We start from the raw sequence: 23,419 nt of genomic DNA, 5'->3' as shown, positions 1-23,419 counted from the left end.
GTGAACATCGGACGTGCCGCGGCGACACCCGCCGTACCCGCACCCTCGGCCCCTGCGGGGACTTCCCCCGCCTCCGTCCCCGGCCCCGGGGAACCGCCCGCCGCGGAGCACGCCTCCTCCGCGCGGGGCTCCAGGGGCCTCGCCGGCAGGGCGGCGCGCCTCGCGGCCTTCGCCTCCCGCACCCACGCCCCGTACCAGGCCGCTGCCTTCCGCATCGGGATCGGGTTCGTCGTCGCGGCCTTCCTGGTGCGCGAGTGGCCCCACCGCCGCGTGCTGTACGGGGACCGCAGTCCGTGGGCGCTGGACATGGCCGGCCGCCTGCTCGCGGAGACGGGCGGCTTCACCGTCCTCACCTGGTGGAGCGGGCGGTGGTGGTTCGAACTGGTCTACCACGGGACCGTCGCCGTGGCCGTGCTGCTGATGCTCGGCTGGCGCACCAGGGCCACCTCGGTCCTCCTCATGGTCGGGGTGCTGTCCCTGGTCAACCGCAACACCCAGGTGACCGACGGCGGGGACAACATCCTGCAGGTGATGGTGATCTACCTGGTGTTCACCCGCTGCGCCCGGGTCTGGTCGCTGGACGCACGCCGCAGCCGGCGTCTCGGGGACGACCCCGGACGGGACCGGGCGGGCTTCCTGATGTGGCAGGCCGTCGGCCTGGCGCTCCTGTGGGTGCTCGGCTTCAGCGCGACGGGCTGGAACGCCGTGCTGTGGGGGTTGTGGGCCGTCCACGGGCTGTGGTGGCTGGCCTGCCGCCGCTTCCCCCGCCACCGGGCCCGCGCCCTGCTGGACGACACCGCCGCGATGCTCCACAACTGCGCGATGCTGGTGATCGCCGTCCAGGTCTGCCTCATCTACGCCACGGCCGGCTGGTACAAGATCCAGGGCTCTCGCTGGCAGGACGGCACCGCACTGCACTACCCGCTGCACCTGCCGGAGTTCTCCCCCTGGCCCTGGCTGGCAGGGCTCCTCGCGGCGAACATGGTGGTCGTCCTCGCCCTGACCTACGGCACGGTGATCCTGCAGGTGGCGTTCCCGTTCGTGGTGCTCAACCGGAAGGTCAAGAACGTCCTCATCCCCGTGATGATGCTCGAGCACCTGGGGATCGCGGTCGTTCTCGGCATTCCCTTCCTGTCGCTGGCCGCGATCGTGTGCGACGCGGTGTTCCTGCCCACCGCCTTCCTGCTCCTGCTGGGGGACCGCTGCACGGACGCGGCCCGGCGGATGCGGGAACGCGTACGCGGCGCCGTGCGAACAAGTCCTCCGGAAAAGGGAGTTGTCGTTCCTTCCTGATGGCGTTCTCCGGGCGGTCGGGAGGACCGGAACGCGGACGGCCCGACGGGCGGGGGCCGTTCTGTGATCTTGTAGGAGGGAGCATGCGGCAGGGCGGGGCGCCGCGCGCAGGCGTGTGCGCACCCGCCCCGCCGCACCCGTCCCGAAGAGAACGGAGATCCTCCTTCATGCGTCCCCCCATGCGCCGAACGGCCGCCGTCGCGGCCGTCGGCGCCGCGCTCCTGGCCGCGGCCGTCGCGGTCGCGGCACCCGCCGCGGCGGCCGACCGCACCACCGGCGGGCAGGCCGTCACCGCCCCGCCCGCCACCGCGCCCCACACCGTCGGCACCCCCACTGCCGGCGCTCCTCTCGCCGGAACGCTGCTCGAGGCCGCCGAACTGCCGGAGGGCGAAGGTGCCTTCGGCCAGTGGCGGACCGAGGCCACCTACCCCGGCGAGGAGCAGGCGCTCTTCGCCTGCCAGCAGAACAGCCTGGCGTCCACCGGCGCCATTGAGCAGCAGCAGCGGGCCTTCCGTGGCCTGGACGCCCGGGCGGCCCAGGCCGCCCTGCAGTACCCGGACGCGGCTTCCGCCGCCCGCGCCGAGCGGGAGATCGCCGGCTGGCTCACCGGCTGCGCCGAGGCGCTGGACGCCCGCGGCGGCACCCTGGTGGTGGAGTACCGCACCACCAGCACCGCCGACGGCGCCACCGTGCACCACGTCGGCCTGGCCGACCGGGCCGGCGGCGCCCGCGTGCGCGCCGAGGACGTCCTCGCCGTCCGCGACGGCGATCGGATCAGCCTGGTGGCCACCTCCACCACCGGCGACGCCTTCCTGAACACCGAGCAGGAGACGGCGCTGGTCAAGGCCGTCAGGGCGAAGCTGGCCGGCTGAGCCCCGCGCGGCCTGCCGGGTCCTGCGGCTCCCGGGGCGGTCGTCGTGCCGCCCCGGGAGCCGCAGGACCCCGGGAGCTGCGGGGCCTCGAGAGCCGCGGGGCCCCGAGGGCCGCGGGGCCCCGGAGGTCCCGGGCCCGGCCGGGTGTGCCCGGTGGCGGGCCGGCCTCAGCCGGTGCTCGGCGCCCAGCCGTCGGGCCGGAACGCGGCCGCGCCGGCCGGGCGTTCCCCGTCGAGGTGCAGCCCTCCGCCGTGCACGCGCACCGCGTCGACGTACACCCCGCGGCCCTCGTAGAGGCCGTCGGTGGCGTACCGCCAGCGGACGTGGGTGGTGCCGGCCGGCAGGTCGGCCCGTGCGTCGAGCCAGCGGCGGCCGCCCGGGCCGGACAGTGTGCCGTCGTCGTCCGTCCAGCGGTGTCCGCCCGCGCGCAGGGACAGCGGCAGCGGCGACCAGGTCCGCCCGCCGTCGGCGGACGACTCCACCGAGGCGGTGTCGGGCACGCGGTCCAGGGCCGTGTCGTACCAGAGGGAGAAGGCGAGGGCGGATCCCTGCCCGGCGGGTGTTCCGCCGTCGCCGCCGTCCAGGGGCAGGGTGAGGACGGCGTCGCGGTCCGGGCCGGTGCCCGAGTACCAGGAGGTGGGGCCGCGTTCGGGCCGCACGGGCACGGCCAGAGCCAGGTCTCGGGCGACCGCCCGGCGCACGGGGTTGATGCCGCCCCAGTCGCGGCTGGGGTGCACCCGGTTGGTCAGCAGGATCGCGAAGGTGCGCGAGAGCGGGTCGATCACCAGCGAGGTGCCGGTGTAGCCGGTGTGCCCGGCGGTCACGGGCGAGGACATCGCGTCCATGTACCACCACTGCTCGAGCTCGAAGCCCAGCCCGTGCCCGTCGGCCGGGAACGCGCCGTTGAAGTCGGTGAACAGCAGCCGCACCGAGTCCTCGGACAGGATGCGCCGCCCGCCGTACTCGCCGCCGTTGAGCAGCGCCTGGCACAGCACCGCCAGGTCGCGGGCGGTGGAGAACACCCCGGCGTGCCCCGCGACCCCGCCCAGGGACCAGGCGTTCTCGTCGTGCACGCTGCCGCGGACCATGCCCCGGCCGGTCGTCGCCGCCGACTGGTACTCGGTGGCGACGGTCCGGTGCAGCTTCGCGGCGGGAGGGTTGTATCCGGTGTCCTCCATGCCCAGCGGGCCGGTGACCAGGTCGGCCACCAGGGTGTCCAGCGGCTTCCCGGCCACCTCCTCGGCGAGCTCGCCCAGGGTGATCATGTTCAGGTCGGAGTAGAGGTACCGCTCGCCGGGGGCGGCGACCGGCTTCACCGCGTACACGGCGGCGACGCGCTCCCGCGGCGTGGGCCAGTCCCGCCACAGGGGCAGCCAGGCAGGCAGCCCGGAGGTGTGGGTGAGCAGCTGCCGGGCGGTGACGTCCTCCTTGCCCTGCGCGGCGAAGGCGGGGAGGCGGGAGGCCACCGGCGCGTCCAGGTCCAGCCGCCCGTCCTGCGCCAGCCGCACCGCGACCAGTGAGGTGAACAGCTTGGAGACCGAGGCGAGGTCGAAGACGCTGTCGGTGCGCATGGCCACCTGCTGGTCCGCCGGCAGTTCGGTGGGGGCGGAGTCCGCGTAGCGCAGGGCGTGCCCGACGGCGCTCTCCTCGACGATCACCCCGTCCCGGGCGGCCAGCACCACCGCGCCCGCGTACAGCGGCCGCCCGGAGGAGGGCGCGAGGCCGGCGGCGACGTCGGGGCCGATCCGGGAGACCGGGCCGGCCAGCAGCCCGGCCTCGGCGGGGCTGCCCGTGCGCAGCACGCGGGCGGTGCGGGGGAAGCGCAGGTCCCCGCCGTCGACGACGGGCGGGCCGCCGGGGCCGTCCGGGACACCGGACAGGGCCGGGGAAGTCGCGGCGGCGGCGGTGGGCGCGGCGGGCGCGGGGCCGTCACCGGCGGGTGCGGCGCCCGCGGGGGAGCCCCACGGGCCGGCGGCGAGCAGCGCTACGGCGATCACCGGTAGGAGCAGCCGGGCGGAGCGGCGCGGGACTCCAGGGACTCCCATGCGGAAACCTCCATCGTCGGGCCGCCCCTTCCGGGGGAGGGGCGTGTCCGGTGGTGCGGGCAAGGGGCAGGGGACGGGCGGGTTCAGGGGCGTGGGGCGGGGTAGAGCAGGTGCTCGCGGCGCAGGGCCCGGAAGCGGTCCAGTTCCTCCTGCCAGGCGCCGACCACCTCGTCCGTGCCCGCGCCCGCGTCGATCTGCCGGCGCACCCGGTCGGAGCCGGTGAGCTTGTCGATCCAGTTGTCGGAGCGCCAGGCGAAACCGGGGACGTGCCGCTTGGCGGTGACGAGCATCGCGATGCCGGTGCGCACCGCGTCGAGGGCGTCCCGGTCGGTCGGGTGGACCTGGACCCCGCCGACCGTCTTCCCGGCGAACTTGGAGAAGGTGGGGGTGAAGTACGCCTCGCGGAAGCGCACGCCGGGCAGCCCGGCCTCGTTGAGCGCGGCCGCCCAGCGGCCGTCGGCGCCCTCCGCGCCGATCAGCTCGAACGGCCGGGTGGTTCCGCGGCCCTCGGAGAGGCTGGTGCCCTCGAACAGGCAGGTGCCCGGGTAGAGCAGGGCGGTGTCGGGGGTGGGCATGTTGGGGCTGGGAGGCACCCAGGGCAGCCCGGTGTCGTCGAAGAAGTCGCCGCGCCGCCAGCCCGCCGTGCGCACGACCTCCAGGTCCACCGCCCGCCCGGCGGCCTCGGGCACGAAGGCGGCGTTGAACAGCAGGGCGAGCTCGGCCACGGTCATGCCGTGCGCCTGGGCGATCGGCCGGCGGCCGACGAAGGTGGCGTACGCCGGGTCGAGCACGGGGCCTGAGGCGTCGCGGCCGGTGATCGGATTGGGGCGGTCCAGGACGACGAAGCGCTTGCCGGCCGTGGCGGCGGCGACCATGCAGTCGAAGAGGGTCCAGATGTAGGTGTAGAAGCGGGCCCCGGCGTCCTGGATGTCGAAGGCGACGGTGTCCACGCCGGAGGCGGTGAAGACGTCGGCGAGGGCCCGGCCGCTCTTGAGGTAGGTGTCGTACACCGGCAGGCCGGTCGCCGGGTCGTCGTAACGGCCCTCCGACCCGCCGGCCTGCGCGGTGCCGCGGAAGCCGTGCTCGGGGCCGAACACCGCGATCAGGTTGACGCGTTCGTCGGCGTGCATCACGTCCACGACGTGGCGCAGGCCGGCGGTGACGCCGGTGGGGTTGGTGACGATGCCGACGCGCTGCCCCGCCAGGAGGGCGTAGCCGTCGGCGGCCAGGACCTCGAAGCCGGTGCGCACCCGGCGGCCGCCCGCCGGCCGGCCGGCTGCGTGTGCGGTACCGGTCGCGTCCGCGGTGCCGGTCGCGTCCGCGGTGCCGGTCGCGTCCGCGGTGCCGGCCGCCGCGGCGGAGGCGGACGGCGTGCCGGCCGCGGTGGCGACTGCGGCACCCGCAGCGGCTCCGGCTCCGGCGAGAAGGCTCCTTCTGGACAGGCTCAATGCGTACCTCCGTGACGGTGGGGCGGGCGGGAGCAGCGGCGGGCGGCGGCGGCCCGGCCGGACTCCGGCCGGGCCGCCGCCGCCCGGTCTCAGCCCGGCAGGCCGAGGCCGAAGCCGTACGGGTACAACGCGCCCTGCGACGGGTCGGCCTTCGGCACGGTGACCGGCAGCTTCCCGTGCGGCTGCACCTCGCCGAAGAGGACCTTGACCGCCGACTCCAGCGACACCTGCGCGTAGGAGTAGGTCGCCAGGTAGGTGCCGGAGTCCGGCAGGTGCGCGACGTCGTACGGGTCGCGGACGGCGAGGACGGCCACCGGTGTGCCGGAGGCCTCCAGGGCCGCGACGAGCCGCTGCTGGGCGGCGCTGCCGGCCGCCTTGTTGGTGGCCACCACCACGAGGTCGTGGCCGGCCGCCTCGTCGGCGACCGCGTCGATCTTGGCCTGCGTGGGGGAGGTGCCGGTCTCCGCCACCTCGGTGTCCGCGCCGCGCCGTTCGAGGGCGGAGGCCAGGTGGGAGGTGGTGGCCGCCCCCCAGCCGGTGACCAGGACGGAGCGGCGGCCCGGGGCCAGCGGCAGCAGGCCGTCGTCGTTGCGCAGCAGCGTGGTGGTGCGGTCGGCGATCCGCTGCGCGGTCGCGAGGTGCTCGCCGGTGCCCACCACCGAACCGATCGCGTCCGGGTCCACGTAGCGTTCGCCGAACAGGCCGTTGCGGTACTTCATCCGCAGCACCCGGTACACCGACTCGTCGATCCGCCGCTCCGTCAGCTCGCCGCTGCGGACCGCCTCCAGCACCGCGTCGCGGGCCACGGCGGTGTCCGGGGGCATGAGCAGCTGGTCGGCGCCGGCCTTCAGGGCCAGCACCGGCACCCGGTCGTCGCCGTACTTCTGCCGCACCCCGGCCATCTCCAGGGAGTCGGTGACGATCACCCCGTCGTAGCCGAGCTCCTCGCGCAGCAGGCCGGTGAGCACCGGTTCGGACAGGGTGGCCGGGTCGCCCGACGGGTCCAGGTGCGGCACGACGATGTGCGCCGTCATGATCGAGTCCGCGCCGGCCCGCACCGCCGCCCGGAACGGCGGCGCGTCGATGCGCTCCCACTCCTCGCGGGTGTGGTCGATCACCGGCAGCCCGGTGTGGCTGTCCACCGAGGTGTCGCCGTGCCCGGGGAAGTGCTTGGCGGTCGCCGAGACGCCCGAGTCCTGGTAGCCGTCCACCTGCGCGGCGACCATGGTGGCCACCAGGCCCGGGTCCTCGCCGAAGGAGCGCACCCCGATCACCGGGTTGGCCGGGTCGACGTTGACGTCGGCCACGGGGGCGTAGTCCTGGTTGACGCCGAGCGCGCGCAGCTCGGCGCCTCCGACGGCCGCCGCCCGGCGGGCGTCGGCCGTGCTGCGTCCCGCGCCCAGCGCCATGGCGCCGGGGAACTGGGTGGCCGGCGGGCCGACCCGGTAGACCACCCCGTACTCCTGGTCGGTGGCGACGGTCAGCGGCACGGGCACGCGCTGCCCGGCGGCGGCGCGCTGCAGGCCGTTGGACAGTCCGGCGATCTGCCGTGGGTCCTTCACGTTGCCGGACCAGGCGAAGTAGACGATCCCGCCCACGTGGTACTTCTCGATCAGCTGTTCGGCATTGTCCACGCCGTGGATGCGCCGGTTGGCGGCGACGGCGGCCGGGTCCGCGGTGTCCGCCCGGTCGCCGTAGGCGTAGGTGACCAGCAGTTGGCCCACCTTCTCCTCCAGCGTCATGCGCTGCAGCGTGCGCATCACCGCTCCGCGCGTGCGCGCGTCGTCGGAGCGGCCGGGGGCGGGTACGGCGGAGGCCACGGCCCCGGCGTCGACCGGGGCGGCGTTCGCGCCGCCCGCGGGCAGTACGGCGGGTGCCAGCAGTAACCCCGCGACGGCCGGCCCCGTCACCAGGCGTCTGAGCGTCGTGTTCCGCATCGTTGTCTCCGTTCGTCGGCGTGACCTGCGGGAGAGCGCGTTCGGGAGGTGCGGGGTGCAGGAGGAGCAGGGAGTGCGGGAGTGCAGGAGGAGCAGGAAGTGCGGGAGGAGCAGGAAGTGCAGGAGGAGCAGGAAGTGCGGGAGGTGCCGGTCGGGCGCGGCGGCGCGGAGCGCAGAGGCGGACCGGGACGAGGGGACGGCCGCCGCAGGCCCCTCGCCCGGTCATGGCGCTCAACGGTAGGACCTGGAGGCCCGTTGCGGAACCCGCCGACGGGGTGTTTCCCGCGTGCTGCCCCGGCCCCGGTGCCGGTCCCGGCCCCGGTCCCGGATCCCCGCGGCGGGAGTCCGAACGTGAAGGACCGGTGACCGTCGGTATTCGCCCCGGCGGGCGGGGCAGGAGAGCGGGCGGCTGCCGCGACGCAGGAGACGTAGGAGGTGCGCATGGAACCGGGCGCCGTGCTCGGGAACCGCTACCGGCTGGACGTCCCCCTGGGGCGCGGGACGACGACGGAGGTCTGGCAGGGACGTGACCTCGTCCTCGAGCGCCCGGTCGCGGTCAAGACGGTGCGCACCGCCCTGCTGGTGTCGGGCGCCGACACGGAGCCCCTGATGCGCCAGCTGCGGCGCGAGGCCCGCGCCGTCGCCCGTCTGGACCATCCCAACATCGCCGCCGTCCACGACGCGGGCGCCACCGACGGCACCTGCTGGATGGTCGTCCAGCTGGTCACCGGCGGAAGCCTGGACCACCTGCTGGACGAGCGCGGGGCGTTCCCCGTGCAGGCGGCGGCCGCGACAGCCGCCCAACTGTTCGCGGGCCTGGCCTGCGCGCACGAGGTCGGTCTGGTCCACCGCGACCTCAAGCCGGCCAACATCATGGTGCGCCGCGACGGGCTGGTGAAGATCCTCGACTTCGGCCTGGCCAAGCTGATAGGCGGTGACACCGCCGCCACCCTCACCACCGCGGGCGAGAACCTCGGCAACCCCCTGTACGCCTCCCCGGAACTCCTGGTCGGCGCGCCCGACCTCGACGGCCGCAGCGACCTGTACGCGGTCGGCTGCCTGCTGCACCACATGCTCGCCGGCTCCCCGCCCTTCCCGCCCGACGGGCCCGTCCGCCTGCTCCGGCACCACCTGCGCGAGCCGCCGCCGCTGCTGTACGACCTGGGCGTCGACGTCGACGACGACCTGCAGAAACTGATCCTGGACCTGCTCGCCAAGGACCGCGCCGACCGCCCCGCCACGGCGGCCGAGGCGTACGCCCGCCTGGGCCCCTTCCTGCCCGTCACCGAAACGGGACCCCGGGCGCTGGAGCGTGAGCCGCCCGAGGACCCCCGGCGCCCCTTCCGCCACCCCCTGGCCCCCTACCCGTGGTGACCGGGCACGGCCGGGCGGTGAGGCCGGGCGGCGCAGCCGCCGGTCGGGCGGCGAGGGGCTTCGGCGACGGTGCCCGGAGCGCGGGCGGGGGCATTGTCAGTGCCGCCGTGCAGAATCGTCGCATGAGCACCTATCAGGGCCCGGCGACGTTCCTCGTCGACGGCGTCGGGAACGCGACCGAGGCCGAACTCCAGGCCCGTGCCTCCGGGGACGGGAAGAGCTGGTCGGGATGGATCGAGGCCTCGCCCGACGTCTTCTGGAAGGCGTACCGGGGCGAGGAGTTGCGCCTGCGGATGCCCGACGGACGGGAGGGACGGGTGGTCGTCTCCGACGTGGACCCCACGGGATTCCTGAAGGTCACCGGCGGCGGCCCCGCCCCGTTCTGACGGGGGCCGCCCCCCCGGCCGGGGGCGGCACCACGGCCTGTCCTCCGGGGCTCCACTGCAGTGGGCGCCGGCCCCCGGCCCCCGGACACCGCCGCACGGCGGTCCTCCACCGGCCGGTCACGGCGGCCGTCACGACCAGTCGGCCGCCACGGCTGCCGTCGCGGCGGCAACCTGCTCGGTCCGCTCGCGGTCCGTCCGCACGCTGCGGCTGAACTCCAGGTGCAGGAAGGGCACTTCCTCGGCGGCGGCCCGGCGTCCCTGCACGTTGGTCCGTCCCTCCAGTTCGCACGAGCGCGCCCAGGCCCGGCACACCTCCAGCCCCTGCGCGCGCAGTGCGCGCGCCAGGCCGCGGGCCTGCGGCAGTCCGTGCCGGCCGCGCCCGGTGGAGACCACCGCGTCGGTGCCCGGCACGGAGTCGTCGGCGAACCCGTGCACCTGGATGCCCGGCATCCGCCGGTCGACGAGTTCGTCGCAGAGTGCGTGGAAGACCGTGTCGCGGCGGTGCGCCACGTCCGCCGCGCCGTCCTCGCCCGCCTCCCGGTGCGCGCCGGCCAGGACCAGGACGCCGCCGGACGCTCCCCGCAGCACGCCGACGCCGAGCCGTTCGCTGTCGGTGTCGGCCACGGGGTGCGGCACCTGCACCGACCACCGTGCCGGGGCGCTCAGGTCGACGTAGGCGCGGCCCCAGCCGCGTACGGACCCCCCGCCGCTGTCGCTGTCGCCGGTGTCGGCTGCTTCGGAGATCTCGGCGTACCTGCGGCCGGTGGCCCGGTCGGTGAGGCCGGTCAGGTGCAGGCCGGCCCCGGCCAGCCGCTTCCCGGCCTCCCGGGGACGGCCGTCGAGGAGGAGGCCGAGTCCTTCGGCGGCGGCCCGCCGCTCCTCGCGGTCGGGCTGCCGGTACCTGCCGTGCCGGTCGAGGCCGGAGGTGAACGCGGTGATCCGCTCCTCGAGGTCGACGCCGGGGTACCGCCCTGTCGGCAGACCGGCCGATCGGCCGCCGCCGTGTTCCCGCCACAGGCCTGTTGCAAACACCAAAAGTACGATTGCGACCGTTATTGATACCGCAATCGTTATCCTCTTGGCGAAAACCGAACCCATGATCGTATGACAATACTGCGGTGAAGAGAGAGTCTGGCCGTTCAGGCAGGGCGTGCGTCGCCGCCCTTGCGATCGTCGTGGGGGCCGTGGCGGGGTGCGGCCCCTCGGAAGAGGGCGGAGCCGCCGCGCCGGGCGGGCCGTCGTTCACCGTCGCCGCCGCCGGGGACATCCTCATTCACCCGCAGCTCACGGAGCAGGCGGCCAAGGACGCCGCGGCCGAGGGCGGCGGGGGCTACGACTTCGACGCGATCATGGAGGGGGTGCGGCCCGTCATCAGCCGGGCCGACCTGGCCGTGTGCCACATGGAGCCGGTCCTGGGAGAGCCCGAGGGCCCCTTCCAGAGCTACCCGGACTTCCTCGTGCCGCCGCAGATCGCCACGACGATCAAGAACATCGGCTACGACACCTGCTCCACCGCCTCCAACCACACCCTCGACCACGGCGAGGCCGGCGTGAAGCGGACGCTGGACACCCTCGACAAGGCGGGCCTGAAGCACACCGGCTCGGCCCGCAGCCGCAAGGAGGCCGAGACCCCGCTCGTCCTGGACGTCAAGGGCGTCAAGGTCGCCCAGCTGTCCTTCGCCTTCGGCTTCAACGGCCGCGAGGTGCCCGAGGACAAGCCGTGGCTGGCGAACGAGATCTCCTTCGACCGGATCGCCGCCGCCGAGCGGGCGGCGCGCAAGGCCGGCGCCGAGGTCGTGATCCTCAGCATCCACTGGGGACGCGAGCACCGGCCCGAACCGAGCACCTCCCAGCTGGAGCTGGGTCGCCGGCTCGCCCGGGAGACCGGGATCGACCTGATCATCGGGCACCACGCCCACGTGGTGCAGCCCATGGAGAAGGTCGACGGCACCTGGATCGCCTACGGCCTGGGGAACCAGCTGGCCCGGCACGACGTCCCCACCGGCCTGACCGAGGAGGGCGTCATCGGCTGGTTCGAGTTCACCGAGCGGGGCGGCGAGTGGGACGTGCAGGCCCGCTACGTCCCCACGTTCGTGGACATCCCCCCGGACGAGGAGAACGCCGCGCTCGCCGACACCGCCGACACCGCCGACGACAAGGAGCCGGCCGCGGTGGGCGACCACCGGCTGCTGGACGTCGCCGCGGCACTGCGCGACGGCAAGGGGCTCTCCGAGGAGCAGCGCTCCCGCTATCGCCTCGCCTTCGAACGCACCCGGGGGACCATGCTCAACCGCGGCGCGGCCGAAGACGGCCTCGAGCCGCTGAGCAGCCCCACTGAGTGAAAATTCACACTCCCCGTACATCGCACAACCATTTCCCGCGCCCGCGGGTCACCCCTGGTCGGTGACCCGCGGGGGAGCTTGCGCGTGCGCGCGCACGCGCCGTGCGACCGGCGGCACCACCCGTACGACACCACTCCCAGCAAAAGGAGCGCCCGTTGACCGCGTCACGCGCGAATCGGCGCCACAAAACCCGGCGAAGGGCGGACATGTCCCTGCTGGGCGGCATACGCCCGCCCATCGCGGTCCTGTCTGCGCTGCTGCTCGCCCTGGCGGGCATCACCGCCATCGGCCTCGGCGGAACGAACGACGAAAGACTCCCCGAGGCGGTGCTGACCTCGCAGCAGCACTTCGCCGAGGACGGCGCCATCGCCCTGCGCGCGTCCCTGGACGAGAGCGTCACCGACCTCGAACGGGCCGCCGGCCTGTTCAACGCGGCCGCCCCCGTCTCGGCCGACACGGTCCTCGACAAGATCAGCAGCGTCTACCAGAAGTGGCGCGGCACCGCCGTCGTCGAGATCGCTTCCGGCAAGCTCCTCGCCGCCCGCGGCGAGAACCTCCCCCTCACCGCGATCGACCGCACCAAACTGTCCGAGGAAGGGGGGCTCGCCCCCCGGATGGTCCGGCTGCAGAACGGCGAGACCCGCCTGCTGTCCTTCGCGCTGCTCTCCTGGGAGGGGAAGCCCCAGCAGCTGCTGGTCGCCTCCTCCAGTCTGCGCTTCCCCGGCATCAGCCTCGGCGACTTCCGCGCCATCGCCGTCGTCGAGTCCACGGGGACGATCCTCAGCAGCGACGGCATCCCCGAGCCGGAGCAGGTCCTCACCGACCTGCAGCGGGAGGAGGTCGCGCGGTCCAACAAGCAGCTGAAGGCGTTCGCCGAGACCGCCGCCGCGAAGGCCGCCACCCATCCGCTGAAGACCAAGGAGTTCGGCTCCGGCGGCTTCCGCGGAGTGAGCGGCAGCATGATCGGCGACGAGTTCCAGGGCGACCTCGCCGCCGCCGGCTACGCCACCCTCACCGCGCCCGAGCCCGGGGGGACGACCTACGCCACCTCCCTCGGCCTGACCGTCGTGGCCATGGTCAACGTCGCCGAGGGCGCCACGCACGCCACCGACCCGATCTTCGGGATCGCCGCCGCGGGCGCCCTGCTCGTCATCGGGGCCCTCGCGGTGACCCTGCTGCTGGGCGTCGTGCAGCGCCCGCTGCTCCGGCTGTTCCTGGAGAGCCGCCGCCTCAACCGCGGCGACCTGCGCCGGCCGGTGACCGTGCCGAGGTTCGGGGAGGCCGCACGGATCGGGCACGCCCTGGAACGGCTGCGGCAGCAGATGCTCGGAGCCCCCGCCGGGGACGGCGCCGCCCCCGGGGGGCCGCCCCCGGCCGGCGGGCGCCTCCGCAGGATCGGCATCCGCGGCCTGCTGATCGTGTGCGCGGTCCTCCTGGCCGCCTGGTCCGTCCCGCTGGGCCTGGTCCTCAACCGGGCCGACGCCACCGCGGTGGTGCCCCAGCAGCTCGTCAACGACCAGCGGGAGCGCACCGACACCCTGACCGACCGGGTGCGGCGGGCGCTCAACGAGGGCCACGCCGACCTGGTGTCGGTGGCCTCCCTCATCGGCGACCGCACCACCGCCGAGGACATGACCACCGTCCTGGAACGCACCGCGGCCGAGCACCTGCGCTACCGCTCGCTGTACGTCCTCTCCCCGGACGGCGAGGTCCTCGCCCGCGCGGGCGAGGAACCGCAGCACCCGGCGGGCCGCGGCCCCGGCGACGATGCGATCACCGTCCTCGACGACGAGGCCAAGGAGCCCACCGTCGTCGGGTACGCCGAGGTCCCGGGCCGCCGGGGCGCCGCCCTGGTCGGCGAGTTCCGCATCGACTTCCTCAACTCGCTGCTCAGGCGGCCCGGCCTGGGCCAGGTGCGGGTGGTCGACGACAAGAAGCGGGTGATCGCGGGCAACACCGGATACCTGGCCTTCGAGAAGCTGCCGTCCGAGCGGCTCGACGTCCTCGTGGACGCCTCCAACGTCAAGGTCGGCATGAGCCCGCGGCCCGGCGGCGTCCTCTACCGCGACGGGGGACAGGTCCAGATGGCGGCCGCCGCGCCCTTCGTGGGCGGAGGCGCGGCCAAGCCCCTCGGGTGGACGGTGGTCAGCTGGCAGCCGGTCAACGGCCTGGCCATCCCCGAGTACCGCATGCAGAACCGCACCACCCTGGCCGGGATCCTCGGCCTGACCGCGGCCGCGGCCTGCCTGGGCTGGCTGCACATCGTGGTGGTCCGCCCGCTGCGCGAGCTGGCCCGCCAGGCCGAGGCGCTCGCCGACGGCGACCGCCGCACCGTCCTCTACCCGCGCCACCACGACGAGGTCGGCGCCGTCACCCGCAGCCTGGAACTGATCCGGCAGGCGCTGCAGGAGCAGCAGCGGCGGGACGGGGCGAACCAGGTCGGAAGGAACTGATCGGCCGTGCTATTCCTCTACACCGTTCTCGTGGTGTGCTGCGCCGTCCTGCTGGTCGCCGGCATCCTCGAGCAGCGGCGGCACTTCGCCAACCTCGACCACATCCCCACCCGGGTGCTGGTCAACGGCATCCGCGGCAAGAGCTCCATCACCCGGCTGTGCGCGGGCGCCCTGCGCGGCGGCGGACTGACCACGGTCGCCAAGACCACCGGCACCGCCGCCCGGTTCATCCACCCCGACGCCACTGAGGAGCCGGTCTACCGCAAGTTCGGCATCGCCAACGTGGTCGAGCAGATCGGCATCGTCCGGCGGGCCGCCACCTACCACCCGGACGCCCTGGTGATCGAGTGCATGGCCGTCATGCCGGCCCTGCAGGAGATCAACCAGAGCAAGCTGATCCGCTCCACCATCGGCGTGCTGTGCAACGTCCGCGAGGACCACCTGGCCGAGATGGGCCCCACCCTGGACGACGTGGCGCGCTCGCTCTCCCGCTCCATGCCCGAGGGCGGCATCTGCGTGACCGCCGAGAAGGACCGGCTGCACATCCTCCAGGAGGAGGCCGACCGCAGGGACTGCCGGCTGATCGCCGTCGACCCGGAGACCGTCACGGACGAGGAGCTGCGCGGCTTCAGCTGGTTCACCTTCAAGGAGAACGTGGCCATCGCGCTGGCGGTGGCCGAACTCCTCGGCGTGGACCGCGGGACCGCACTGCAGGGCATGTACGACGCCCCGCCGGACCCGGGCGTGCTCTCCGTCGAGCGGTACCGCACCCCGGACGGCAAGCGGCTGCGCTTCGCCAACGTCTTCGCGGCCAACGACCCCGAGTCCACCCTGATGAACATCAACCAGCTGCTCGACCTGGGCGCGATCCACCGGCCGCTGAACGTCGTCATCAACTGCCGCCCCGACCGGGTCGAGCGCAACGGGCAGATGGGCGAGATCGTCCCCGAGCTGGCACCCGAGACGGTCTTCCTCATCGGCCACCCCACCAAGAGCGCCCTGGACGCGATACCCGCCGAGTGGCGCGCCCGCGTCGTCGACCTCGGCGGCGACCGCCGCGACCCCGGGGCACTGACGGCCGAACTGCTCGGCCGGCTCGGCCCGGATTCGTCCATGGTGGCCATCGGCAACATCCACGGCCAGGGCGAGCTGCTCCTGGAGCACCTGGCGGAACTGCCTGCCGACGACGAGCCGGACGACCCCCGGCAGGACCCGGGAACGCCCGGCCCCGAGCAGTACGCACCCCACCTCGACCCGTTCGAGTCCTACTCGGAGGCGTACGAGGCCCGATACCAGCAGCCGCACCACCAGTACGCCGAACCCGACGCGCCCGGGCCGTACGCCGAGCGCGAGCCGTACGAGCAGTACGACGGATCCGAGCAGTACGCGCAGTACGACGGGCCCGAGCAGTACACGCAGTACGACGGCCCCGAGCAGTACGAGCAGCACAACGTGCCCGAGCAGTACGAGCAGTACACGCAGTACGAGCAGTACGACGACTCCGGCCGGCACGGCGAGTACGACCGGCAGCAGCCGGCCGACCCCCGCGGCCCGATCGACGAGCCGGTCCACGAGCCGGTCCACGAGCCGGTCCACGAGCCGGTGGGCCACGAGTCGGTGGGCCACGAGCCGCCTGCTCACGAGTCGCCCGCTCACGAGCCCGGCGACGGCCCGGCGGAAGAGCCGTACCCGCCGAACCCCCGCGAGGCCCGCCGCCGCGCGCTCCGCCAGAACCTCCAGCACCCCGACCAGTGGCACAGCCCAGGAGAATCCCGTTGATCCCCGCCGTCCTCACCCCTGAGATCGCAGCTGTCGGCATCGCCCTGGGCCTGCTGTTCTCCCTGGTCTGCTACCTGACGACCAACCTCTCCCCGGGCGGGATGATCACTCCCGGCTGGCTGGCCCTGACCCTGGCCGAGGACCTCCAGCGCGCCGCGATGGTCGTGGGCGTCACCGTCCTGACCTACGTCACCACCCTGCTGCTGCAGCGCATGGTGATCCTGTACGGCAAGCGGCTCTTCGCGGCCGTCGTGCTGACCGGAGTGGTCCTGCAGGCGACGGTGATGATCGTCCTGCAGCAGCAGTTCCCGCTGATGTACACCAACCAGACGCTCGGCTTCATCGTTCCCGGCCTGATCGCCTACCAGCTGGTCCGCCAGCCCAAGGGCGCCACCCTCCTGGCCACCGGTTCGGTGACGCTCATGAACTACGTCGTCCTCACCGCCGGGATCCTGCTCGGCGTCATGCCGTCCGCCTGACCCGTCCGACCGGAGCTGATCCCATGAGCAGCAAGAAGAAGTTCGGTCCCCGTTCCGCCCTGCACGCCGCCACCGTGCTCGCCCTGCTCGCCGGCAGCGCCTACTTCACGGTGGAGCTGCGCAAGGACGAGCAGGCCAAGGCCGCCGCCGTCCAGACGGTCACCGACACGCCCGACCTGAAGTCCTCCAACGCCGGGCAGCGCACCGGCGCGCAGGCGTGGGAGCGGCTGCGGAACCCGGACCGCTCGGTCCTGCGGGACGAGTCGGGGCAGGTGCTGGCGACCTTCACCGACGGTTCCCGCACCGCCACCCTCACCGGCCCGAGCCGGACCTTCACCGAGGCCGCCAACACCAAGTCCCGGGTCGTCACCGAGAACTGGGTGCGGCTGATGCCGGAGCCGTGGCGGGACGGCGCGGAGAAGGAGAAGTGGTTCAAGGACTGGTTCAAGGAGTACTTCGGCAGCGAGGAGGACGACATCTTCGCGATGGCGTTCCAGTACGTCGACCAGGCTCCGGTGAAGCAGGACGACGAGGGGATCTCCTACGCGGGCGACGCCGACTTCGGCCCGCTCAACCCGGACGGGAAGGAGGGCGCGGACCTCCGCCTGGAGGAGTCCGACTTCTACGACTACCTGGGCATTCCCTACGCCTTCCGGGACGGCACCGTCATGCAGCCGGAGACGCAGCGGTACCGCGCCATGGACTGCTCCGGGTTCATCCGCACCGTCTTCGGCTACCGGGCCCGCTACCCGCTGATGGCCAAGGACGGCGTCGGGGACGGCCTGCCCCGCACCGCCAACGGCATGGCCCGCTCCGGCCTCGGCACGGACGTCATCCCGCTGAAGGGTGTCTCCCCGCAGGACCGGCCGAAGACGATCGACGTCCTGCAGCCCGGGGACCTGGTCTTCTTCAAGCTCGACGCGCGCACCAAGCAGCGGCTCGACCACGTCGGCATCTACATGGGCCACGACACCGACGGCCACAAGATCTTCGTCTCCAGCCGGGAGGAGGTCAACGGCCCGACCATCGGGGACAAGGGCGGCACGTCCCGGCTCGACGGCAACGGCTACTACGCCTCCACGCTGCGCAGCGCGAAGCGCCTGTGACACCCCGGCGCCCCGGACACCGGGGCGCCGGGCGGCACGGCCCCGGGGACCCGAACGCCGGGTCCCCGGGGCCGTGCGCCGTTCCGGGGCCGGGCCCCGTTCAGGGACGTGCGGGGGAGGGCCCGGCGGCCGGCGCGGCCGTGCTCCCGGGCTGCTCGTGGGCCGCGGCCCCTAGGAGGGGCGCGGTGCGGCGTTCGGGGCGGTGCCCGGCGGTGTCGGTGACCGGGCTGCGGGGCGCCCGGCCGTCCCCGCCGGGGACCGGCACGGGCCTGCGGGCCCGCAGCCGGCCCACCCAGTGCCGTCCGCACAGGGGGCAGGCGGGCGCCCCTTCGGGCGTGTACGGGGACGCGACGGGAACGCCGTCGCGGGAGAAGTACTCCCAGTCGGCGCCGCGGTCGTCCTGGTAGTGCTGCACGTCGTAGTCGGCGCTCCAGCGGGTCCAGCAGTGACCGCAGGTGAACTCGACGCGTTCCACGGCCAGTTCGGTGATCATCGGGCGAGTGCCTCCTGTCGGGGTCGCGGGGCCGTCGGGGAGGGTGTCGCGGCGTGCGGGTGCGGCGTGCGGGTGCGGCGGTGTCCTCCTTCCGGTACCTGTGCGGAATCCGGAGGAGGGCACCGCCTGCGGGCGGGCACGGCGGCCGCGGGGGCCGGGCGGGTTCAGCCGGCGATCCGCTTGGCGCCGCCGTTGCCGTGGTGTATCTCGATCCTGCGCGGCTTCGCCTGCTCGGCGACGGGGATCCTCACGGTGAGGACGCCCGCGTCGTACCCGGCCTCGATCCGCTCGAGGTCGAGGGTCTCGCCGAGGAACAGCTGCCTGCTGAAGACCCCGTAGGGCCGTTCGGCGACGAGCAGCTCGGCGCCCGCCGTGTCGGGGGCGCGGCGCTCGGCCCTGACCGTCAGGACGTTCTTCTCGACGTTGAGGTCGATCGAGTCAGGGTCGACCCCGGGCAGGTCGAAGTGCACCAGGAAGGCGCCCTCGTGCTCGTAGGCGTCGATCGGCATGGTCGCCGGACGGGCCACCGTCCCCAGGAACTGCTGGGTGAGGCGGTCCAGCTCGCGGAAGGGATCGGTGCGCATCAGCATCTGTGGTCACTCCCCTCTTCGACGACGGGTTCTCCACTTCTGTCCGACTCCACCGGGGTGGCTTCCCAAACCTCCCGATACTCATACATATATTCCTCCGGCGCCGCCTTGACAAGAGGAGGCTCAAGTTTTATTGCGGAGTTTGTGGAAATTCTTCGCCCGTCCTCCGGCCGACCGGGCAGGAAGGGGGTACGTGTCCGGTGCGGGCCGCGACGGGCGGACCGGCGCAGGAATCGGGAGGGGCGGAGTCAAGGAGGAGTGACATGGCACGCTCGGTCGGCATCGACCTCGGCACGACCAACTCGGTCGTCAGCGTCCTGGAGGGCGGCGAGCCCACCGTCATCACCAACACCGAGGGCGCCAGGACCACGCCGTCCGTGGTCGGCTTCGCCAAGAACGGCGACGTGCTGGTGGGCGAGGTGGCCAAGCGGCAGGCGGTGACCAACATCGAACGCACCGCCCGCTCGGTCAAGCGCCACATGGGCGACGCGAACTGGCGCTTCCCGGAGAGCGGCAGCATCGACGGCAAGCGGTACACCGCGCAGGAGATCTCCGCACGGGTCCTGCAGAAGCTCAAGCACGACGCGGAGGCGTACCTCGGCGAGGACGTCTCGGACGCCGTCATCACCGTGCCCGCCTACTTCAACGACGCGCAGCGCACCGCCACCAAGGAGGCCGGCGAGATCGCGGGCCTGAACGTCCTGCGCATCGTCAACGAGCCCACCGCGGCCGCCCTCGCCTACGGACTGGACCGGGAGAACGACCAGACGATCCTCGTCTTCGACCTCGGCGGCGGCACCTTCGACGTCTCCCTGCTGGACATCGGCGAGGGCGTGGTGGAGGTCAAGTCCACCAACGGCGACACGCACCTCGGCGGCGACGACTGGGACCAGCGCGTCGTCGACCACCTGGTCAAGCAGTTCAAGAACAACTACGGCGTGGACCTGTCCAAGGACAAGATGGCCACGCAGCGCCTGCGCGAGGCCGCGGAACGGGCCAAGATCGAACTGTCCGCCGCGACCGAGACCACGATCAACCTGCCCTACATCACGGCCTCCGCCGAGGGCCCGCTGCACCTGGACGAGAAGCTCACCCGGGCGCAGTTCCAGCAGCTCACCGCCGACCTGCTCGAACGCTGCAAGGAGCCCTTCCACCAGGCGGTCAAGGACGCGGGGATCAAGGTCTCCGACATCGACCACGTCGTCATGGTCGGCGGCTCGACCCGCATGCCCGCCGTGACCGACCTGGTCAGGGAGCTGACCGGGAAGGACCCGCACAAGGGCGTCAACCCGGACGAGGTCGTCGCCGTCGGCGCCGCCCTGCAGGCCGGCGTGCTGCGCGGCGAGGTCAAGGACGTCCTGCTGCTCGACGTCACCCCGCTGTCCCTGGGCATCGAGACCAAGGGCGGCATCATGACCAAGCTGATCGAGCGCAACACCACGATCCCCACCAGGCGCTCGGAGACCTTCACCACGGCCGAGGACAACCAGCCGTCGGTGCAGATCCAGGTCTACCAGGGCGAGCGCGAGATCGCGGCGTACAACAAGAAGCTCGGCATGTTCGAGCTGACCGGCCTGCCGCCGGCCCCGCGCGGCGTGCCGCAGATCGAGGTCACCTTCGACATCGACGCCAACGGCATCATGCACGTGTCCGCGAAGGACCTCGGCACCGGCAAGGAGCAGAGGATGACCGTCACCGGCGGCTCCGCGCTCCCCAAGGACGACATCGACCGCATGATGCGCGAGGCGGAGCAGCACGCGGAGGAGGACCACAAGCGCCGCGAGGCCGCCGAGACCCGCAACCAGGCCGAGCAGCTCGTCTACTCGACCGAGAAGCTGATCAGGGACAACGGGGACAAGGTCCCGGCCGACGCGAAGGCCGAGACCGAGGCCGCCCTCGCCGAGGTCAAGGAGAAGCTCAAGGGCGAGGACACCGCGGGGCTGCGCGCCGCGGTCGACAGGGCGGCCGTCGCCGCCCAGAAGATCGGCACGGCCATGTACGACCGGGCCCGCGCGGAGGGGGCCGCGGCCGGCACCGCGGGCGCGGGGGCCGCGCCGGGGGCGGGCGAAGGCACGCACGGCGCGGCGGGGGAGCAGGACGTCGTCGACGCCGAGATCGTCGACGACGAGAAGCAGAAGGGGGAGGGCGGCTGAACCGCCGCCCCCGGCGGCCGGGGCGCCCCGTGACGGGCTCCCCGGCCGCCGCCTCCGGCTCCGCCGGCGCAGGCCTCGGCAGGGCCTCAGCTGCTCCTTCAGCGGGGCGCGCATGGACCGGTCGACCTCCTCCCGGTGGTAGTCGAGCCGGGCTGAGGACTCCCGCCAGCTCTCCACGGCCTCCCCCAGGGCGCCGAACTTCGGTTTCTCCAACTGCCTCATCGTGACCACGGGGCATCGTCCGAAGGGGGGCGCTGGGCGCGGGAGCGGGCATGGGGGCGGGCTTGGCGTTCTGCATGTCCTCGGCGGTCCACTCGCGGTCGTGCTCGACCTGGTGGGCACCGAAGCCGAAGCCGTCCGTCTCCTCCTTGACGCGCTCGTGGCTGTGGTCCAAGCGGTTCGTCGCCGTCTGGGTGCCGTTCCGGGCCTCGGTGCCGTGCCCGGCCGCGTTCCGCAGGGCGGGCGGCGTGATCTCGGATCCGCTCACCGCGCCGCCCTCCCGCCGGTGCCGCCCGCCCCGCCCCCGGGAGCCCCCGTGATCCGATCCTCGGTTTCCATGCCGGCCACCCGGTGTCAATCAACCGTGATTCATGGGCTCCTGACGCTTCGAAACCTTGCTTGCCCGATCCGGTCGAGGAACAGCCACCCGCAGTCCTCGCCGGGACAACGCCGGACCGTGAAGCGCCTCGGGTCGGCGAGCAGTTCCGCGGCGCTGCGGGCGACCGCGAGGGCGGGCAGCCGCAGCCCGGCGGCGGGGGAGAGCCGCCAGCGTCCCAGGCCGTCCTCGCCCCGGACGAACACCGACGCCCCGGCCGCCTCCGCGGCGGCCGCGGCCACCGCCTCGAAGGCGGACACGTCGTCCGGGCGGGTCAGGCAGGCGTACAGGTCCGCGCGGAACGCCCGGGCCTCCTCCAGTGCGGCGGCCGCCTCGCCCGGCCGCCGCCGCGCAAGCTCCATCAGCCGGGTGACGTCGTGCTCCTCCAGCAGGTCCGTGTGGCCTGCCCACACGGCGAGCGTGTTGTAGCCGCGCAGCCACTCCGACCCGGGCCGCCGCGGGCCGCCCCAGCCCGCGTAGGTGTTGCAGAGCTCCAGGGCGGGGTGGCCGCTCGTGTTCCACGGCAGCCACTCGCCGCGCACCCGAACCGCCTGGACCGGCGCGCCCGGCCCGTCCGGCCCGTCCGGTCCCTCCCGCCGGCCCGGTCGGCCCGGTCGGCCCGGCCGCTCCAGCCGGGGATCGTCCCGCAGGACGCGGTCGTGCAGCGCGCTCAGCCCTGCGCCGGGCTCGATGCCGAACTCCTTGATCAGGGCCCTGCGGGTGCTGCGGTACAGACCGAGGGCGTCCGCCTTGCGGCCGCCGCGGTACAGCGCGGTCATCAGGCAGCCGACGAGCCGCTCGCGCTCCGGGTGCTCCCCGGCCGGTCGTGCCAGGTCCTCCACGACCCTGCCGTGCAGCCCCATGGCGAGCCGGTCCTCGGCCCGCTGCTCCAGGCAGGACAGGCGCAGGTCGGCGAGTTCGACGCCGAGCCGGTCGCGGAGCCGGTCGCCGGCGACGTCGGCGAGCAGCGGGCCCCGCCACAGTCCGAGTGCCCGGTCGTACAGGTCCACCCGTTCCGCGGGGTCGTCGCGGGCCTCCGCCCGGCGGGCGAGGCGGACGAACTCCTGCGCGTCGACCGACACCCCCGCGGCCCCGGGGTCGACGGCGTACCCGTCGTGCCGGGTTTCGATGCGCAGCCCGTACGGCCTGAGGCCGGCCCGCAACCTCCCGACGTAGGTGTGGACGGTGCCGCGGGCCGAGGCGGGGGCGGCGCCGTCCCACAGCAGGTCGACCAGGCGCGAGGTCGTCACGGTGCGGCCCGGGTGCAGCAGCAGGACCGACAGCAGGCACCGCTCCTGGCGTCGGCTGCCCACCGCGACCCGCTGCCCCCCGCGGCGCGCCTCGAACGTACCGAGCAGCTTGAACTCCATGAACGCGGCAGGGTAGTCGGCGGCGATGACACCCGGGCGCGGGCGGTGAGAACGTGGTCAGGGGAGCGGGACAGCATGGCGGCACGAACCATCTTCGTGACCATCCTCGCAAGGAGAGACGGACGTGCGACGAAACCACCTTGCCCTGCCCGTACTTGCCGCCGTGCTGATCGGTGCCGTGCCCGCCGGGACCGCCTCGGCCGCTCCGGTGCCCCCGGCCGCACCGGCGGCTTCCGGAACCTCGAACGCGCAGGCAGGGGGCGGAGAAGGCGGCTGGGAGCCGGCCCCCTCCGCCCCCTGGGACACCGCGGCCGGTGCCCGGTGCGACTTCCCCGTGCACGGCGAGCCCGTCGTCGACGAGGTGGTGCGGCGGGTGCTGGAGACCCGTCCGGACGGGTCGGTGAAGCGGGTCGCCTACACGGGGGACCTGGTCGTACGGGTCACGAACACCGTCACCGGCGCCTCCCACGACGCGGACGTGAGCGGGTCGGCCGTCGTCGAGTACGGCACCGACGGATCCCAGCACTGGTCGGTCCTCGGTCCCGTGCTCGTCGGCGTCGGCGAGAACGGCGGCAACCTGCCGCGCGGCCTGCACGTCGTCGACGGCGCGTACACCCTGGACATCGACCCCACCGGCCACAAGACCGTCACCATGGTCCGCGGAACCGTCGACGACCTCTGCGCCCGCATCTCCTGAGCCCGTC

General features: G+C 73.7%; 19 protein-coding genes. 12 read left to right on the top strand and 7 right to left on the bottom strand.

The genetic code is table 11. From position 1 onward, the window contains the following. Positions 1–1,293, top strand: coding sequence for an HTTM domain-containing protein (locus tag GQS52_RS04335; RefSeq protein WP_182311740.1), 1,293 nt, complete (start codon positions 1–3; stop codon positions 1,291–1,293). Between the two features lie 167 nt (positions 1,294–1,460). After that, positions 1,461–2,165 (top strand): hypothetical protein, encoded by a 705-nt coding sequence (locus GQS52_RS04330; RefSeq protein ID WP_182311739.1) that lies wholly within the window; start codon positions 1,461–1,463, stop codon positions 2,163–2,165. Between the two features lie 167 nt (positions 2,166–2,332). Here GQS52_RS04330 and GQS52_RS04325 read toward each other — a convergent pair whose 3' ends face one another. From GQS52_RS04325 to GQS52_RS04315, 3 genes are all read right to left on the bottom strand, one after another. Further along, positions 2,333–4,210: a serine hydrolase domain-containing protein gene (locus tag GQS52_RS04325; RefSeq protein WP_182311738.1), complete on the bottom strand. Its 1,878-nt coding sequence runs from the start codon at positions 4,208–4,210 to the stop codon at positions 2,333–2,335. 83 nt (positions 4,211–4,293) lie between these two features. Further along, positions 4,294–5,658 (bottom strand): DUF1343 domain-containing protein, encoded by a 1,365-nt coding sequence (locus tag GQS52_RS04320; protein WP_182311737.1) that lies wholly within the window; start codon positions 5,656–5,658, stop codon positions 4,294–4,296. A gap of 89 nt (positions 5,659–5,747) precedes the next feature. Beyond that, positions 5,748–7,595, bottom strand: coding sequence for a glycoside hydrolase family 3 protein (locus tag GQS52_RS04315; RefSeq protein WP_182311736.1), 1,848 nt, complete (start codon positions 7,593–7,595; stop codon positions 5,748–5,750). A 441-nt stretch (positions 7,596–8,036) separates the two neighbouring features. Here GQS52_RS04315 and GQS52_RS04310 point away from each other — a divergent pair, with 441 nt between their 5' ends. After that, positions 8,037–8,969, top strand: a complete 933-nt coding sequence (locus GQS52_RS04310) for a serine/threonine-protein kinase (protein ID WP_182311735.1) — start codon at positions 8,037–8,039, stop codon at positions 8,967–8,969. Between the two features lie 122 nt (positions 8,970–9,091). Then, complete coding sequence (locus GQS52_RS04305; protein WP_182311734.1) at positions 9,092–9,355, top strand: DUF4873 domain-containing protein; 264 nt, start codon at positions 9,092–9,094, stop codon at positions 9,353–9,355. Positions 9,356–9,484: 129 nt separating this feature from the next. Here GQS52_RS04305 and GQS52_RS04300 read toward each other — a convergent pair whose 3' ends face one another. Beyond that, positions 9,485–10,387 (bottom strand): hypothetical protein, encoded by a 903-nt coding sequence (locus tag GQS52_RS04300; protein ID WP_182311733.1) that lies wholly within the window; start codon positions 10,385–10,387, stop codon positions 9,485–9,487. Positions 10,388–10,530: 143 nt separating this feature from the next. Between GQS52_RS04300 and GQS52_RS04295 the strand changes: the two genes are divergently transcribed. The 5 genes from GQS52_RS04295 to GQS52_RS04275 all read left to right on the top strand — a co-directional run bounded on the left by GQS52_RS04295 (position 10,531) and on the right by GQS52_RS04275 (position 17,514). After that, a complete protein-coding gene (locus tag GQS52_RS04295) occupies positions 10,531–11,697 on the top strand; it encodes a CapA family protein (RefSeq protein WP_259371034.1) in 1,167 nt (388 codons plus the stop codon). A gap of 206 nt (positions 11,698–11,903) precedes the next feature. Further along, positions 11,904–14,150, top strand: a complete 2,247-nt coding sequence (locus GQS52_RS04290; protein ID WP_182311732.1) for a HAMP domain-containing protein — start codon at positions 11,904–11,906, stop codon at positions 14,148–14,150. Positions 14,151–14,156: 6 nt separating this feature from the next. Beyond that, positions 14,157–15,929 (top strand): poly-gamma-glutamate synthase PgsB, encoded by a 1,773-nt coding sequence (pgsB, locus tag GQS52_RS04285; RefSeq protein WP_182311731.1) that lies wholly within the window; start codon positions 14,157–14,159, stop codon positions 15,927–15,929. Then, positions 15,926–16,408 carry a poly-gamma-glutamate biosynthesis protein PgsC/CapC gene (locus GQS52_RS04280; RefSeq protein ID WP_182311730.1) on the top strand — a complete coding sequence of 161 codons (483 nt, stop codon included), beginning with the start codon at positions 15,926–15,928 and terminating at the stop codon, positions 16,406–16,408. Before pgsB ends, GQS52_RS04280 begins: the two co-directional genes overlap by 4 nt. Positions 16,409–16,431: 23 nt before the next feature. Further along, a complete protein-coding gene (locus GQS52_RS04275) occupies positions 16,432–17,514 on the top strand; it encodes an NlpC/P60 family protein (RefSeq protein WP_182311729.1) in 1,083 nt (360 codons plus the stop codon). A gap of 100 nt (positions 17,515–17,614) precedes the next feature. Here the strand turns inward: GQS52_RS04275 and GQS52_RS04270 are convergent, their stop codons facing one another. Together GQS52_RS04270 and GQS52_RS04265 are read right to left on the bottom strand one after the other, a co-directional pair. Next, positions 17,615–18,007: a hypothetical protein gene (locus tag GQS52_RS04270; protein ID WP_182311728.1), complete on the bottom strand. Its 393-nt coding sequence runs from the start codon at positions 18,005–18,007 to the stop codon at positions 17,615–17,617. A 164-nt stretch (positions 18,008–18,171) separates the two neighbouring features. Beyond that, entirely contained in the window at positions 18,172–18,597 is a 426-nt protein-coding gene (locus GQS52_RS04265) for an Hsp20/alpha crystallin family protein (protein ID WP_182311727.1), read from the bottom strand. 263 nt (positions 18,598–18,860) lie between these two features. Between GQS52_RS04265 and dnaK the strand changes: the two genes are divergently transcribed. Together dnaK and GQS52_RS04255 are read left to right on the top strand one after the other, a co-directional pair. After that, a complete protein-coding gene (dnaK, locus tag GQS52_RS04260; RefSeq protein ID WP_182311726.1) occupies positions 18,861–20,750 on the top strand; it encodes a molecular chaperone DnaK in 1,890 nt (629 codons plus the stop codon). Positions 20,751–21,022: 272 nt separating this feature from the next. After that, positions 21,023–21,289, top strand: a complete 267-nt coding sequence (locus GQS52_RS04255) for a hypothetical protein (RefSeq protein ID WP_182311725.1) — start codon at positions 21,023–21,025, stop codon at positions 21,287–21,289. Positions 21,290–21,338: 49 nt separating this feature from the next. Here the strand turns inward: GQS52_RS04255 and GQS52_RS04250 are convergent, their stop codons facing one another. After that, positions 21,339–22,715, bottom strand: a complete 1,377-nt coding sequence (locus GQS52_RS04250) for a BTAD domain-containing putative transcriptional regulator (RefSeq protein ID WP_182311724.1) — start codon at positions 22,713–22,715, stop codon at positions 21,339–21,341. 124 nt (positions 22,716–22,839) lie between these two features. Here GQS52_RS04250 and GQS52_RS04245 point away from each other — a divergent pair, with 124 nt between their 5' ends. Then, positions 22,840–23,412, top strand: coding sequence for a hypothetical protein (locus GQS52_RS04245; protein WP_182311723.1), 573 nt, complete (start codon positions 22,840–22,842; stop codon positions 23,410–23,412). The last annotated feature ends 7 nt before the right edge of the window (positions 23,413–23,419 follow it).

Source organism: Streptomyces sp. SCUT-3, from assembly GCF_014083985.1.
Lineage (GTDB): Bacteria > Actinomycetota > Actinomycetes > Streptomycetales > Streptomycetaceae > Streptomyces_H > Streptomyces_H thermolineatus.
This window is presented reverse-complemented; position numbering and strand designations above follow the sequence as displayed.